The following is a 15760-nucleotide window of genomic DNA, read 5'->3' as shown; positions in this document are numbered from 1 at the left end:
CCAGAGGTTCCACGGTGCCCACTCACCGAGCAGGGGAAGGTGGAACTCGGGGTTGACCACCTCCACGTAGGCTTCCAGCACTGTCAGCATCAGCGCGACGAAGCCCGCCATCACGAGCCAGTGGGCCACCCCGACCGTGCCCCATTTGAGCATGCGGGTGTGCCCGAGGATCTCTTTGACCATCACGGCGAGCCGGGTGCCGAGGGGACCGCCACGTCCCGGTTCCGGCCGGCCGAGACGGATGGTGCGGATCATGCGCGTCACGGTCATGGCGAGCATCGCGATGGCGACAACCGTCATCGCGGCGCAAATCAGCCCCAGCGTGATCTGTAGAACACTCAAGCTCTGGGCTCCCGTCCCTCGGTTCCGTACGTCGGTGCTCGGCACGCCGAACAACCCGCCCCTATGTTACTAGCGAGTAGTGCTCGCGCTTCACACTCCCTCGCGAAACGCGCGCCATCGCTACGACCCCCACGGTAGTGATCTCACTTACAACCGAGGCCTCCGCCCCGGCCCCGAACGCCGCAGAGCCCACCCGCGCCCGCCCTCTGCCACCGGACACCCCCGGCCAAACCCGCCCCAGTTTCCACCAAAAATCGCTCCAACCCTCCGGTGACCGGGAACAACACGCCAGCCGCGTCCCGTTGGAGGGGGTGTGCGAACTTATTTGAGCCTGGGCGACTCAAGTGAGTTGACAGTGAGGACACGACGAAGCAATATTGTGTCTGTAAGACTCAACTTTTACGGAGGATGCACTCATGGCACGTGCGGTCGGTATCGACCTGGGGACGACCAACTCGGTCGTTTCCGTACTGGAAGGCGGCGAGCCCACGGTTATCGCCAACGCCGAGGGGACCCGGACCACGCCCTCCGTGGTCGCTTTCGCCAAGAACGGCGAGGTCCTGGTCGGTGAGGTCGCCAAGCGCCAGGCGGTCACCAACGTCGAGCGGACCATCCGGTCGGTGAAGCGCCACATCGGCACCGACTGGGAAACCGAGATCGACGACAAGAGCTTCAACTCGCAGCAGATCAGCGCCTTCATCCTGCAGAAGCTCAAGCGGGACGCCGAGGCCTACCTGGGCGAGGAGGTCACCGACGCCGTCATCACGGTCCCGGCCTACTTCAGCGACGCGCAGCGGCAGGCCACCAAGGAGGCCGGCACGATCGCGGGACTGAACGTCCTGCGCATCATCAACGAGCCCACGTCCGCCGCGCTCGCCTACCACCTGGAGAAGGAGGACGAGGCCACCATCCTGGTCTACGACCTCGGTGGCGGTACCTTCGACGTCTCCCTGCTGGAGGTCGGCGACGGTGTGGTCGAGGTGAAGGCCACCAACGGCGACAACCACCTCGGCGGTGACGACTGGGACCAGGCGATCGTCGACTGGCTGGTCGAGCGGTTCAAGAACGGCAACAACATCGACCTGTCCAAGGACAAGATGGCCCTGCAGCGGCTGCGCGAGGCCGCGGAGAAGGCCAAGATCGAGCTGTCCAGCTCCAGCGAGACCACCATCCAGCTCCCCTACATCACGGCTTCCTCCGAGGGGCCGCTGCACATGGAGGAGAAGCTCAACCGCGCCGAGTTCGAGCGGCTCACCTCCGACCTGCTCGACCGGACCAAGGAACCGTTCCACCAGGTCGTCAAGGACGCCGGGATCAGCCTCGACAAGATCAACCACGTGGTGATGGTCGGCGGCTCCACCCGGATGCCGGCCGTGGTCGAGCTGGTCAAGGAGCTCACCGGCGGCAAGGAGCCGAACAAGGGCGTCAACCCGGACGAGGTCGTGGCCATCGGCGCGGCCCTGCAGGGCGGCGTGCTCAAGGGTGAGGTCAAGGACGTCCTACTGCTGGACGTGACCCCGCTGTCGCTCGGCATCGAGACCAAGGGCAACGTGTTCACCAAGCTCATCGAGCGCAACACGACGATCCCGACCAAGCGCTCGGAGATCTTCACCACCGCCGACGACAACCAGCCCTCGGTGCAGATCCAGGTGTACCAGGGCGAGCGGGAGATCGCGCAGTACAACAAGAAGCTGGGCGTCTTCGACCTGAGCGGCATCCCGCCGGCGCCGCGCGGCGTGCCCCAGATCGAGGTGACCTTCGACATCGACGCGAACGGCATCGTGAACGTCACCGCGAAGGACCTGGGCACCGGCAAGGAGCAGTCGGTGACGATCTCCGGTGGCTCGGCCATGAGCCAGGACGAGATCGACAAGATGGTCCGCGAGGCCGAGGAGTACGCGGAGGAGGACCGCAAGCGCCGCGAGGAGGCCGAGGTCCGCAACAACGCCGAGTCCCTCGTCCACCAGACCGAGAAGGTCATCAAGGACAACGAGGAGCAGATCCCCGAGGACGTGAAGTCCGAGACCGAGAGCGCCGTCAGCGAGCTGAAGCAGGCGCTGGAGGGCTCCGACATCGACACGATCCGCTCCGCGAGCGAGAAGGTCGCGCTGGCCAGCCAGAAGATCGGCTCCTCCATCTACGGCCAGGGCCAGGAGGGCGGCGCCGAGGGCGCCGAGGCCGCGGCCGCCGGGAGCGACCAGGGCGGCGAGGACGTCGTGGACGCCGAGGTCGTCGACGAGGAGAACACCAAGCGGGACGGCAACGCCTAACTCGCACGGCGCGGAAACAAGGAGGCGTAGCTAATGTCGTCGCCGGAAAACGACAACGGCGAGGAACCGGAGGGGCCGGTGGTCCGCGACAAGCGGCGCGTCGACCCGGAGACCGGTGAACTGCGCGAGACGGAGGGCGGCGAGACCGCCGACGAGCCGGTCGAGGAACAAGAGCAGCCGCTGGAGGCTGAGGTGGTCACCAGCACCGCCGACGCGGAGGTCGCCGAGCTGCAGCAGCAGCTCACCGACCGGACGAACGACCTCAAGCGGTTGCAGGCCGAGTACGCCAACTACCGCAAGCGGGTGGAACGGGAACGGGAGTCCCTGAAGGAGCAGGCGCTGGCCCAGGTGGTGGGCGACCTGCTCCCCATCCTGGACGACATCGGCCGGGCCCGGGAGTACGACGAGCTCACCGGCGGGTTCAAGTCGGTCGGTGAGTCGCTGGAGTCCCTCGTCACCAAGCTGGGGCTGAAGAAGTACGCCGAGCAGGGCGACGAGTTCGACCCCAACGTGCACGAGGCGCTGACCATGGTTCCGTCGGCCGACGTCACCGTCCCGACGGTGGTCGAGGTGTTCCAGCCCGGGTACCTCATCGGTGAACGGGTGTTGCGTCCAGCCCGCGTAGTGGTGGCCGGCCCTGGGGAGGACACCCCTGAGGGGTCCGGAACGGACCAGGAGGAAGCTCCCGCTCAGGAAGCCGACTCCGCCGAGGCACCGCCGAAGGCGGGGAACGAGAGCGAGCAGCAGGAGTGACAGCGTCCGCCCCGGGGGATTCCCTCGGGGCGGACCTCTCGGCCGCCCCGAGGCCGGAGGAACCATGAGCGCGAAGCGGGAGAAGGCAAGCGTCGATGAGCACGAAGGACTACCTGGAGAAGGACTACTACAAGACCCTCGGCGTCTCCAAGTCGGCGTCGCAGGAGGAGATCAAGCAGTCCTACCGTAAGCTCGCACGCGAATACCACCCCGACGCCAACACGGGCGACCCCAAGGCCGAGGAGCGGTTCAAGGAGATCTCCGAGGCCTACAACGTGCTCTCCGACGAGGAAAAGCGCAAGGAGTACGACGAGGCGCGCTCCTCCTTCGGTGGTGCCTACCGGCCCGGCGGCGGAACCGGAGCGGGCGGGTTCGATCTCGGCGACCTCTTCGGGCACGGCCCCACCACCGGCACCGGTACCGGCGGCGGGGAACGGCTGAGCGACCTGTTCGGTGGACTGTTCGGCGGCCGCGGCGGCCGTACCACCACCCAGGCGCGGCGCGGCGCCGACGTGGAGACCGAGACCACCCTGACGTTCAGCGAGGCGGCCCAGGGGGTCACCCGCTCGTTCTCGCTGAGTAGTGACGCCGCCTGTGCCACGTGCAAGGGCACCGGCGCGCGGGCCGGCTCGTCCGGACCCCGCATGTGCCCCAAGTGCTCCGGTACCGGCCACGAGAGCACGAACCTCGGCGGGTTCTCGCTGTCCGAACCGTGCAGCGAGTGCAAGGGGCGCGGTCTCGTTGTGGACGACCCGTGCCCCACCTGCAACGGCAGCGGGCGCGGCAGGAGCACCCGCCGGGTGCAGACACGGATCCCGGCTGGCGTCTCCGACGGCCAGCGGATCCGGATCAAAGGAAAAGGCGCGCCGGGCGAACGGGGGGGACCGGCCGGAGATCTGTATGTGGTGGTGCATGTGGAGTCGCATCCGGTGTTCGGCAAGACCGGCGACAACCTGACGATCACCGTCCCGGTGACCTTCCCGGAGGCGGCCCTCGGTGCCGAGGTTCGGGTGCCCACCCTCAACGGGCTCCCGGTGACGGTCAAGGTGCCCGCGGGCACCCCCAACGGGCGCACCCTGCGGGTGCGCGGCAAGGGGGTGACGCGCCGGGACGGCACCAAGGGTGACATGCTCGTCACCATCGAGGTGACAGTGCCGCAGAATCTCAACAACGAGGCCAGGGAGGCGCTGGAGAAGTTCAGTGCCGCGACCTCCGACCACGACCCGCGCAACGGCCTCGAAGCGCGGGCGAAGGGGATGTGAGGGCGATGACCAACCCCGCGTTCGGTGACGACATCCCGGTGTACGTGATCTCTGTCGCCGCCGAACTGTCCGGACTACACCCGCAAACACTGCGCCAGTACGACCGGATGGGCCTGGTGCGTCCGGGCCGGGCTCCCGGACGCGGCCGCCGGTACTCGCTGCGCGACATCCAGATGCTGCGCGAGGTGCAGCGGCTGTCGCAGGAGGAGGGCATCAACCTCGCCGGCATCAAACGCATCCTGGAACTCCAGCGCGAGGTGGCCGAGCTGCGGGACCACATCTTCCACCTGCACAACGAGCTGGACGCGGCCCGCAGCGCCGTCTCCCGGCGCACCTCCGGCGAGGAGGAGCACGGCGGCGAGCTTCTTCCGGTACGGCGCACCCGCGTGACGATCTTCAACACCTCCCCTCCCCCGGAGCAGGAACGGTAACCGACCACCCGCGCCGGTACCGCGGGATGCGCGCGCAGCGGCCAGGGCTGACGCGTGTGCTTCCTGCGGTACCAGGGACCCGCCCGAGAGAGGACCACCAACCGACACCACGACCGACGACCCAGGGGGGACGCGGAGGATGAACTACAAACTCACCAGGAAAAGCCAGGAAGCACTGTCCGAGGCGGTCCGCCGGGCGACCTCGGACGGCAGCCCGCAAGTCGAACCCGTCCACCTGCTCTTCGCCCTGGTCAACCAGGGAGAGGGCATCATCCGCCCCCTGCTGAAGGAACTCGGGATCAGCCCGGACGAGCTCAGCGGCAAGGTGGAGCAGAGCCTCGCCTCCCTGCCCAAGGCCAGCGGCAGCACCGTCAGCGCACCGGACAGCTCCCGGCAGCTCATCGTGTCGATGAACACCGCCGCCCAGCGCGCCCAGCAGATGGAGGACGAGTACGTCTCCACCGAGCACCTCCTGGTCGGGCTGGCCGCCGACGGCGGGGAGGCGAAACGGCTGCTGCAGGACGCCGGAGCCACCCCCGAGGAGCTGCTGGCCGCCTTCGACCGGGTGCGCGGCCCCGGTAAGGTCACCTCGGAGAACCCCGAGGACACCTACCAGGCGCTGGAGAAGTACGGCGTCGACCTGACCGCCAACGCGCGCTCCGGCGGAATGGACCCGGTCGTCGGGCGGGACGCCGAGATCCGCCGGGTGGTGCAGGTGCTCTCCCGGCGCACCAAGAACAACCCGGTGCTGATCGGCGAACCCGGCGTCGGGAAGACCGCCGTCGTCGAGGGCCTGGCGCAGCGCGTCGTCGCCGGCGACGTCCCGGAGTCGCTGCGGGACAAGCGGCTCATCGCCCTGGACCTGTCCGCGATGGTGGCGGGAGCCAAGTACCGCGGCGAGTTCGAGGAGCGCCTCAAGGCCGTGCTCAACGAGATCAAGGAGAGCGACGGCCAGATCATCACGTTCATCGACGAGCTGCACACCATGGTCGGCGCCGGTGCGGCCGAGGGCGCGATGGACGCGGGCAACATGCTCAAACCGATGCTGGCCCGCGGCGAGCTGCGCATGGTGGGTGCCACCACTCTGGACGAGTACCGCGAACGCATCGAGAAGGACCCGGCGCTGGAGCGCCGGTTCCAGCAGGTGCAGGTGGGCGAGCCCTCGTCCGCCGACACCATCGCCATCCTGCGGGGGCTGAAGAGCCGGTACGAGGCGCACCACAAGGTGCAGATCGCCGACTCCGCCCTCGTGGCGGCCGCGACCCTGTCCGACCGCTACATCACCGCCCGGTTCCTCCCGGACAAGGCCATCGACCTGGTGGACGAGGCCGCGTCCCGGCTGCGCATGGAGATCGACTCCCGACCGGTGGAGATCGACGAGCTGCAGCGCACCGTGGACCGGCTGCGGATGGAGGAGATGGCGCTGGAGAAGGAGTCCGACGCGCCGTCCGTGCAGCGGCTGGAACGGCTGCGCGGCGAGCTCGCCGACAAGCAGGAGGAGCTGGACGGGCTCATCGCCCGGTGGGAACAGGAGAAGGCCGGCCTGAACCGCGTCGGGGAGCTGAAGGAGCGCCTCGACGACCTGCGCAGCCAGGCCGAACGGGCCCAGCGCGACGGTGACTTCGACGTCGCCTCCCGCCTGATGTACGGCGACATTCCCGAGCTGGAGAAGCAGGTGGAGGAGGCCTCCAACGCGGAGGAGGAGACCGAACGCGACGAGTCCAGCATGGTCAAGGACGAGGTGGAGGCCGACGACGTCGCCGACGTCGTCTCCTCGTGGACCGGGATTCCCGTCGGCCGGCTGCTGGAGGGCGAGACGTCCAAACTCCTGCGGATGGAGGAGGAGCTGGGCAAACGCCTCGTCGGCCAGAGCAGGGCCGTGGCCGCCGTGTCCGACGCGGTGCGCCGCGCCCGCGCCGGCATCTCCGACCCGGACCGGCCCACCGGTTCGTTCTTCTTCCTCGGCCCCACGGGTGTCGGTAAGACCGAGCTCGCCAAGGCCCTGGCGGAGTTCCTGTTCGACGACGAACGCGCGATCGTGCGCATCGACATGAGCGAGTACGCCGAGAAGCACTCGGTCGCGCGGCTGATGGGCGCCCCTCCCGGCTACGTCGGCTACGAGGAGGGCGGCCAGCTCACCGAGCCGGTACGCCGCCGCCCCTACACGGTGGTGCTGCTGGACGAGGTGGAGAAGGCCCACGTCGAGGTGTTCGACACCCTGCTGCAGGTGCTGGACGACGGCCGCCTCACCGACGGGCAAGGCAGGATCGTCGACTTCCGCAACACACTGCTGATCCTGACCTCCAACCTGGGGTCGCAGTACCTGGTCGACCCGGAGCTGGAGGACAGCGCCAAACGGGACAAGGTCATGTCCGTGGTGCACAACACGTTCAAACCGGAGTTCCTCAACCGGTTGGACGACGTGATCATGTTCGACGCGCTGTCCACCGACAACCTCTCCCGGATCGTGGACCTGCAGATCGACCGGTTGTCCCACCGGCTGGCCGACCGCCGGCTGGAACTGGATGTCACCCCCGCCGCCCGCGAGTGGCTGGCGCTGACCGGCTACGACCCGGTGTACGGTGCCCGTCCGCTGCGGCGGCTGGTGCAGTCCGCCATCGGTGACCCGCTGGCCAAGGAGCTGCTGTCCGGAAGGTTGCAGGAGGGCGACACCGTGCGGGTGGAACTGGACGTCGACCAGGACCAGCTGACGGTGCAGCCCGCCCAGCGCGAACCGCAGCCGGCGTAACCGGTGCAAGCGAACGACCGGGTGGTGGCCTCGTTAACCGGGCTGCCACCCGCGTCTCACCTTCCGCGTCCGGCCGTGAGGCGGTTTCGCACCTCCCGGACCGGGCCGGATGCGGGTTCGGAGCCGCCCCGGCGCCCGGAGGGGGCACGCTCGCGGGAACGGCGCGACGCCGCCACGGCGGCCGCCGCTGCGGCGGCGCACGTGCCCGCGAGGAAACCGCCCGCCGTCCACCACACGGTCCGGGAACGCGGGGAGGGCCGTTTCGTTCCGGCAGCGGGTTCCACCCGGACGGCGACCTTGGCGCGCCGGTACTCCTCGTCCAGGATCTCGGTGAACCGCCGCTCGGTGTCGTTGGCGGGGTTGGCCAGCCACGCCTCCCGGGACTCGGCCCAGAACGCCTGGCCGGGTTCACCGTGGAACATCTCGTTGGCGATGGCGCGCAACCGCTGTTCCGGCAGCGTGCGCGTCTCGAACGCCGTGGCCCACTGGCCCACGATCATGTTGGTGTACAGCCGCTGTTTGCGGGTCACGGGGTCGTTCGGCTCCGGGACCGGCCCCCAGCACGCGTCCAGGTCCGGGTCCTCCATCGCCATCTTCAGCAGGTCGCTGGTGGCCTGCCGGCGGGTCTCCTCCACCGCGCGCTTCGTCTCCCGCGCCTGCAGAACCAGCGTGAACACCACACCGACGAGCGCGAGCGTGGCGATGAGCGCCGACACCGCACCGTAGGTGGAACCGACGAAGCTCAACCGTTCCCACTCTCCAACAGGAGTGAAGAGCGCAACGGAGGCAAGGGAAGCTCCAGCGAATAGGACGATCAGTATGAGGATGAGAACCGTGGCCATGTAAGAGGGGCGAACCACTCCACGCTCATGATCTTGCTGCATACGTCTAAGCTACTCGCTGGAGCCTACCCTCGTTAATGAAACGGAAGACCCTATGGGGAACATGGCCAAAACAGGCTCATGCCCCATGTTCCAGCTCTGTATTCAGCTACTTACCTGGTCAAAGATCCGGAATATCGGACTTAGCCGCCCGCAGCATAGTTCCAGGGATCACTACCAGACGCTCGTCGGACCCCACACTCACACCATCGGGCAGCCCACGCGAGAAATGCTCAGTCACGTCCCGCCCGACAATCGCAACGTCCCCGTTGGACAGCTCCCATATATCTGGACAGTCTCGGCTGTCTCTGCTGTATCCCAGCTCAGATGCGCTTTTTCCGAGACGATGTTGGAACGTTACAGAGGTATCCACTTCCCAGGGGCGCTCCATACTTCCTCCCATCATCAATCTATGCCATAAGCGACACAAACTCTATAACTTGGCAAAACCGCCTTAACACCCGGGGTAGGGAAATGGGAACCTACGTCTATTCATGACTATGATGTGCGTTTTTTACCCATAGAAGCTCAGAGTGCCTCCATCATCAGGTTTGTGCTGATGGGAAGGGATTCAGAGAGGTAGCCCGATAGGGTTGAGAGATCGAGTAGAGGCCCCAGAAGAGCCGACGGATCATCTCGGCCATAGTGCGGCGGTACAGGCAGCGCGGAAAGAGGATGGCAAGATTCGCCCTACGCGGAGATATCGCCGCAGTAGGCGTTACTGGTGTCCTCGCCAAACACCCCTTACGGAGGCAGTACAGCTTTCGATGCCCAGTGGCCGCGGGGAGTTGCAGCAGCCGTTCTAGGCTTGGTGGTGCGTAAGGGCAACTGTGCCGCGAGCCAACTGGCCTTCCCTCAGTATCCGTCCAGACCACGCGCGTAGGTCCCTTTTCCAGGAGAAGACACAATCCACCCCTGTTCGCGCAGCAACGCGTGAGCGCTCCTGACCGTACGCCGAGACACGTCGAACTCCGCGCACAGCTCCGCTTCCGTGGGCAAGAGCGCGTGAGGCGGGTAGGTGCCATCCTCCACACGCCTCGCGATGATCGATGCAATCTGGCGGTACATGGGCTCGGGACCATCAAGAGCCGGACTCATAGTAATAACACTAAACAGCGCGTGCCTGTGCTCGACCTCCCGAAACTTCGCGTGACATCACGTGACAGGTAAAGATATAGTAAGCGCACTATAGACATAGAGCGGCCCGGCGGAAGCCACCAACTTCCCCGGGCCCGGCCAAGTGAACGGAGCACTTGACAGTTGAGCATTCTAATATCCCTGTTCTGTCTCGTCTCGCGCCTCATCCGGCCCGCGCGCGGGGTTCACGCGCGTCCGATGACCGCCGACCGGGAGATACCCACTCCTTCCCGCACTCTCCGCACAGCGCGCACCGCGCGTGTACGGCGGCATGCACCACAGCGGACTGCGTTTCCACCCGTGGTCGACACCGAGGCACTGCAGCCCCAGGTCGCGATGGTGCGACCCTATTACCAAGCACTGGAAAGACAGCGCGCACGGCAGCAGCAGGAACGCGACCGCGTGGACCGCGCAGACCGCGACCGGTTGGGCCTAGCCGTCCTGCTTGACGTCACCCACAGCGCACAACGCGGGGAGGCAACGGCATGAGCGGCAACCCCACACTGAGTGCTACTCACCGCCCCGGCGTCGAGTACAGCCCTGCGATCCTCCGTTGGAACGGGAAGACACACACTCCGACGGATATGACGGTGCGTACGGGAGCGTCCTCGGCAACATATAGCAACCGGACACGATCCCAGAAACCGACGACAAACGGCGACAGGACAGCATCGCGGGTGCGTCCCATAGACACGAGCTGGCCCACCCGCATGAGGATCACACTGGATCGCACAACCACGGCACACCGTGAGGGGGCCGCCGCATGACTCCCGACGTTGTACCCAGCGACAAATACCAGTGCCGTGCCCGCCGACCGAGCAACAGCGGCCTCCGACTCGCCTGTGTGCTCACGACCGGCCACCAGGGCCACCACCGGGACTCGTCCGGGGGCCACTGGCCACGTGAGATCGTGACCGAGGCGGACTACGCGGACATGCTCTACGACCACCTGTCCGAGTTACTGCGCGCTCGCCGCATTGACCCTGCTGACGCGGCATTCAGCGAGCTTGACGAGTGGCTTCGCGGTGGTGGTTCCTTGCCTACACCATGGCAGCACTAACAACCAACGTTCTCCCTGGAAGGGCTCTGCATGCTGGTAGGGTGCGGAGTTCTTTCCCGTAGCTCGCGCCACTTTTATCCAGAATTTTTGCTCGATGTCAGATCTTACGCTAGATGTTGCGGGGTGGGAGCTGGAGTGTGCTATCGATCCTGGGAGGGAATCCAGCGCGTATTGGTAGACCTATTTCCTCGCCCCACGAACATCTTCCCATCGACACCGCGCTCGGGGCTATAACACCACTCCTCCGATCCGGTGAAACCCTGAGGCGGTTATATTCCCGGAGGAAAAATCATTACACCGGAATTCTCGGCTACGGTTATGTGGCCATACTCCCGCATAGGGTGGCGGGCATGGCGAGCGACCCACCCGAATGGGCTTACGAGGACGTCCGGGTGTGCGACCACGATCCGCGGTGGGCGCCGCGGGCGGCGCGGGAGCGCGAACGGCTGGTGGAACTGCTCGGGCCGTGGCTGGTCGACGGCGTGGAACACGTCGGTTCCACGGCTGTCCCGGGGCTGGCGGCCAAACCGGTCCTCGACCTGATGGCCTCGGTCTCGTCCCCGGAAACCGTCCTACGGCACGCCGCTCTCGCCGGGGACGGGTGGGTTCTCGTCCCGCCGGAGCTGGACGAGCGGGAGTGGCGGCGGTTCCTCGTGAAACCGGACGCCTCCGGACGGTGCCGCTACGCCCACCTGCACCTGATCACCGCGGGCCACCCGCGCTGGCGCCAGCAGATCGCCTTCCGGGACGCCCTGCGGTCCGACCCGGCGCTGTCCCGGGAGTACGCCCAGCTGAAACGGCGGTTGGCCCGAACACACTCCGGAGATCGGGAACGCTACACGGCGGGAAAATCCGAATTCGTGCGCCGGGTCCTCCACGATTAGTTCCCTTTTTCCCATCAGCATGCCCAACCGCTCCACCCTGCGACATTACGGACTCCGGGGATTCGTTACGATATGACTCTCTTTCCCGCGCACTAGAAAAGACCCATGACCGACGACGTCCCCCGGCCGTTGACCTCCCTCCAGCCGAAGGAACGGACGAAACCGCTGAGGGACGACCTTCCACCCCAAAGACGGTGGCGCGGAATTCTCGCCTGGACGGGAACCGGAATGTTCCTCGGCGGAAGCGCGCTCATGGTCCTCGTCGCCTTCCGGTTCATGGGACCGATGGGACTCCTGGGCGAGGACCAGAATCACGGCCCGGCCCTGGAGTTGCTGTGGCTGCTGTTACTGCTTCCCGTCGTGTTCCGGTTCGTCCTGCGCCCTCCGCCGCGGGAGACCCCCGCGAGGACGAACACCAGTGCTCGCGGGAACACACCTGCGGAACGGGAACCGGTTTCCCCGGTGGTCACGGCGGTGGTGACACTTGTGGCCGTGGTCATGTGCTACGTGACGTTCCCCGCCTCCGCGTTCGTCGTCACGGCGCCGGGAGGGCACTCCTACTACCCCCGATCCGGCCAGCGCGGTGCGCTGGGTCGGCCTGGTCCTGGCCGCCTTGGGCCTGTTGCTGCTCCTCGCGGTCTCGGTCCGGCCCCGGCTCCGTTCCGTGTGGCGGGCGCTGGCCGGAACCACCGTCGCGGTGCTGACCATTGCCGCTGCCGTTCCCGCCGGTATGGCTGCGACATAGCCATCGGCGGCGCCGCGGCGATCCTGGGCACCGCGATAGCGCTGATGGGAACATCCGGGGAAGAGCGGAAGGAGGATGCGGAGGAGTCGAACTGCCTCGCCGTGTTCTCCGCGGACAGGGCCGACGCCGTCGACACGTACGTTCCATGACCAGTGGTCCGGCGGTCCGCCGGCCCCCCGTTGGTGCCCCCGGGACCCGTGTGTCCGCACGGGGCGCAGCGGGTCACTCGTAAGGCTTGTCGCACACGAACAGCAGGCTCCCGAGTCCGCTCACCCTGGACACGGAGAGAATCCTCTGTTCGAACTCCCGCAGGGTTTCCTTTCCGTACGCCCGTTCGAGGCTGTCGCGGTTCCCGTCTATTCGGTCGAGGATGCGCGGGAAAAAAGAGGAGGTCCTGTCACTTGTGTCTAGAGCCTCCCGGACTTCCATCCCGGCACCGTGCGCCGCTTCGACGTATTCCCTCAGGTCGTTTATATGGGTGCACCCGAACATCTCGAGGTAGTCGGTGAGTGCTTCCTGGGAACCGAGGGGGCCGGCGGTTCTCACGTAGGGGTTCTCCGCCACGATCCGGCCGCCGGGACGGAGCACCCGGGCGAGGCTTCTGTAGAGTTCCCCGATGTCGAAATGGACGGTGACCTCCAGGAGCAGTGCGCCGCCGAAGGAGCCCTCCGGGTGGGGAGGATCCAGAGCGTCAGCGTGCTCCACCGTGACACGGCCCTCCACGTCGTACGCGTCCGCGTAGTCCCTGGCGGTGCGGAGGGCCTTGCGGTCCACGTCGACGGCGAGCACGTCCCGACCGGTGGCAGCGGACAGGTTCACCGCCGCGCGCCCGCGGCCGCACCCCACGTCGAGGATCGTCCCGGGGAAGGCAGGGTCGAAACGTGACGCGACGAAACGGGTCATCCGGTCCGTGGCGTCCTCGATCCCGGTCGTGTCCTCCTCACTCTCCCAGTACCCGTAGTGCAGGTCGTCACCGGACAGCTGCCGGGTGAGAACGTCAAAGTAGTCATAGCGCTCTTCAACGGACTGCATGTGTCTTCCATCCTGGGCCAGTTACGGTTCGCACCCCAAACTGGCCACATATTCCACTTATGCCATAAATAAAATACACAACAAAAAGAGGCAGAATCAGACTTTTCGCAACCACCCATACGAAGCGAGGGTGCGCCCAACCATACAGAAGCCCCGCCGGTCTCGCTGAGATTCACTTTCCCGAGCGCTTGAAAAGTGTTCTCTCCGGGACCAGCGGGGCTGTGGGAGCGACGGTGACGGGTTAGAACGCCGCCTCGGGAACGTCCATCAGTTCCAGGGTGGTGTTCTCCGCGATCCGGCGTTCGGCGGAGACGCGCGGCAGGATCTGGTCGGCGAAGAACCGGGCGGCGGCGATCTTGCCGGTGTAGAAGTCCTGGTCGTCCTGGCCGGCGCCGTCGATGGCGCCCAGCGCCACGTCGGCCTGGCGCAGCAGCAGCCAGCCCAGCACGACGTCGCCGACCGCCATCAGCAGGCGGGTGGTGTTCAGCCCGACCTTGTACAGCTCGCGGCTCTCCTCCGCGGAACGCATGGCGTCGGCGACCATGGTCTCCACGATCTTCTCGACGTCGGCCGCGGCGTCGGCCAGGATCGCGCGCTCCTCCTTCAGCCGGCCGTTTCCGGCCTCACTGTTGGCGAAGTCCTTGATCTCGGCGGCGAGCTGCCCGAACGCCTGGCCGTTGTCCTTCACGATCTTGCGGAAGAAGAAGTCCTGGGCCTGGATCGCCGTGGTGCCCTCGTAGAGGGTGTCGATCTTGGAGTCCCGGATGTACTGCTCGATCGGGTAGTCCTGCAGGTACCCGGATCCGCCCAGGGTCTGCAGCGACTCGGACAGCAGCGCGTAGGACCGCTCCGAGCCGACGCCCTTCACGATGGGCAGCAGCAGGTCGTTGAGCGCGTCGAGCCGCGAGGTGTCCTCGCCGTCGTGCTTGGCGACCTGGACCGCGTCCTGCTGGGAGGCGGTGTAGAGGACCAGGGCCCGCAGCGCCTCGGCGTAGGACTTCTGCGTCATCAGGCTGCGCCGCACGTCCGGGTGGTTGGTGATGGCGACGCGCGGTGCGGTCTTGTCGGTCATCTGGGTGAGGTCGGCGCCCTGGACGCGTTCCTTGGCGTACTCCAGCGCGTTGAGGTAGCCGGTGGACAGCGTGGCGATGGCCTTGGTGCCGACCATCATCCGGGCGTACTCGATGATCATGAACATCTGCCGGATGCCGTCGTGCTTGTCGCCGACGAGGTAGCCCACGGCCGGGTGCTGGGCGCCGAAGGTGAGCTCGCAGGTGGTGGAGGACTTCAGTCCCATCTTGTGCTCGACGTTGGTCACGTAGGCGCCGTTGCGCTCGCCCAGCGACCCGTCCTCGTTGACGAGGAACTTCGGCACCAGGAAGAGCGAGAGCCCCTTCGTCCCGGGCTTGCCGCCCTCGGGGCGCGCCAGCACGAGGTGGAAGATGTTCTCGGTCATGTCCTGTTCGGCGGAGGTGATGAAGCGCTTCACCCCCTCCAGGTGCCAGGAGCCGTCGGCCTGCTCGTAGGCGGTGGTGCGGCCCGCGCCGACGTCGGAGCCGGCGTCGGGTTCGGTGAGCACCATGGTGGCGCCCCAGCCGCGGTCGATGGCCTGCTGGGCGAACTGTTTCTGCGCCTCGGTGCCCTCCTCCCAGAGGATGCTGGCGAAGCCGGGACCGGCGGAGTACATGTGCACGGCCGGGTTGGAGCCCAGGATCATCTCGGCCGCGGCCCACACGAGGGAGCGGGGGGCGCCGATACCGCCGAGTTCCGGCGGCAGGTCCAGGTTGTACCAGCCGGCGTCCATGTAGGCGTGGTACGACTTCTTCAGGCTCTCGGGGAGAGTGACGGTGCCCGTCTTGGGGTCGAACTCGGGCGGGTTCCGGTCGGCGTCCTCGAACGACTCGGCCACGACTCCGGTGGCGAGCCGGTTGACCTCGTCAAGAATGGTCCGGGCCGTGTCCTCGTCCAGTTCCTCGAAGGGGCCCTTCCCCAGGAGTTCCTGGCGGTTGAAGACCTCAAAGAGGTTGAACTCGAGGTCACGGAGGTTGCTCTTGTAATGCGTCATGGCACGCTCCGCTGCGTCCTGGCCGCGGTGCTGGACCCGCGATCTACTGGCTGGTAACGAAACCATGTTACTAGCCAGTAGCCATGGGATGCCAAGAGGTTCCGGGCATAAACCACCAATCCGGAAGCGCACCTTTACCGGAAGGCGAC

At 66.6% G+C, this 15760-nt stretch carries 12 protein-coding genes and 1 pseudogene; 8 read left to right on the top strand and 5 right to left on the bottom strand.

Features of this window, described 5'->3' with window-relative positions; all coding sequences use genetic code 11:
- Positions 1-342, bottom strand: a pseudogene (locus FHX37_RS20455) (Fe-S oxidoreductase); the annotation flags it as partial.
- Between the two features lie 416 nt (positions 343-758).
- On the opposite strand from FHX37_RS20455, the gene dnaK reads away from it, so the two are divergent.
- The 5 genes from dnaK to clpB all read left to right on the top strand — a co-directional run bounded on the left by dnaK (position 759) and on the right by clpB (position 7807).
- The gene (gene dnaK, locus FHX37_RS20450; RefSeq protein ID WP_141925819.1) at positions 759-2612 is read left to right on the top strand and encodes a molecular chaperone DnaK; all 1854 of its coding nucleotides are present in this window, start codon (positions 759-761) and stop codon (positions 2610-2612) included.
- Positions 2613-2645: 33 nt separating this feature from the next.
- On the top strand, positions 2646-3365 hold the full coding sequence (locus tag FHX37_RS20445; protein WP_141925818.1) for a nucleotide exchange factor GrpE: 720 nt from the start codon (positions 2646-2648) through the stop codon (positions 3363-3365).
- A gap of 95 nt (positions 3366-3460) precedes the next feature.
- Positions 3461-4627: a molecular chaperone DnaJ gene (dnaJ, locus tag FHX37_RS20440; protein WP_141925817.1), complete on the top strand. Its 1167-nt coding sequence runs from the start codon at positions 3461-3463 to the stop codon at positions 4625-4627.
- A gap of 5 nt (positions 4628-4632) precedes the next feature.
- Positions 4633-5058, top strand: a complete 426-nt coding sequence (locus tag FHX37_RS20435) for a heat shock protein transcriptional repressor HspR (protein WP_141925816.1) — start codon at positions 4633-4635, stop codon at positions 5056-5058.
- A gap of 139 nt (positions 5059-5197) precedes the next feature.
- Positions 5198-7807, top strand: coding sequence for an ATP-dependent chaperone ClpB (gene clpB, locus FHX37_RS20430; RefSeq protein WP_141925815.1), 2610 nt, complete (start codon positions 5198-5200; stop codon positions 7805-7807).
- Positions 7808-7863: 56 nt separating this feature from the next.
- Here clpB and FHX37_RS20425 read toward each other — a convergent pair whose 3' ends face one another.
- Together FHX37_RS20425 and FHX37_RS20415 are read right to left on the bottom strand one after the other, a co-directional pair.
- Positions 7864-8649, bottom strand: a complete 786-nt coding sequence (locus FHX37_RS20425; RefSeq protein ID WP_141925814.1) for a DUF6082 family protein — start codon at positions 8647-8649, stop codon at positions 7864-7866.
- Between the two features lie 894 nt (positions 8650-9543).
- Positions 9544-9756 carry a winged helix-turn-helix domain-containing protein gene (locus tag FHX37_RS20415; protein WP_342777636.1) on the bottom strand — a complete coding sequence of 71 codons (213 nt, stop codon included), beginning with the start codon at positions 9754-9756 and terminating at the stop codon, positions 9544-9546.
- A gap of 832 nt (positions 9757-10588) precedes the next feature.
- Between FHX37_RS20415 and FHX37_RS20410 the strand changes: the two genes are divergently transcribed.
- The 3 genes from FHX37_RS20410 (at position 10589) to FHX37_RS20400 (ending at position 12663) form a co-directional block, all read left to right on the top strand.
- The gene (locus FHX37_RS20410; RefSeq protein WP_170181628.1) at positions 10589-10885 is read left to right on the top strand and encodes a hypothetical protein; all 297 of its coding nucleotides are present in this window, start codon (positions 10589-10591) and stop codon (positions 10883-10885) included.
- A 350-nt stretch (positions 10886-11235) separates the two neighbouring features.
- On the top strand, positions 11236-11769 hold the full coding sequence (locus FHX37_RS20405) for a GrpB family protein (protein WP_141925811.1): 534 nt from the start codon (positions 11236-11238) through the stop codon (positions 11767-11769).
- A 105-nt stretch (positions 11770-11874) separates the two neighbouring features.
- Positions 11875-12663 carry a hypothetical protein gene (locus FHX37_RS20400; RefSeq protein WP_141925810.1) on the top strand — a complete coding sequence of 263 codons (789 nt, stop codon included), beginning with the start codon at positions 11875-11877 and terminating at the stop codon, positions 12661-12663.
- 73 nt (positions 12664-12736) lie between these two features.
- Here FHX37_RS20400 and FHX37_RS20395 read toward each other — a convergent pair whose 3' ends face one another.
- Together FHX37_RS20395 and FHX37_RS20390 are read right to left on the bottom strand one after the other, a co-directional pair.
- The gene (locus FHX37_RS20395) at positions 12737-13546 is read right to left on the bottom strand and encodes an SAM-dependent methyltransferase (protein WP_141925809.1); all 810 of its coding nucleotides are present in this window, start codon (positions 13544-13546) and stop codon (positions 12737-12739) included.
- Positions 13547-13787: 241 nt separating this feature from the next.
- A complete protein-coding gene (locus FHX37_RS20390; protein ID WP_141925808.1) occupies positions 13788-15611 on the bottom strand; it encodes an acyl-CoA dehydrogenase in 1824 nt (607 codons plus the stop codon).
- Positions 15612-15760 lie beyond the last annotated feature (149 nt).

Source organism: Haloactinospora alba (assembly GCF_006717075.1).
In the GTDB taxonomy this organism is placed as follows: Bacteria; Actinomycetota; Actinomycetes; order Streptosporangiales; family Streptosporangiaceae; genus Haloactinospora; species Haloactinospora alba.
Note: the sequence above shows the minus strand (reverse complement) of the source record. Positions and strands in the feature narration are given on the sequence as shown.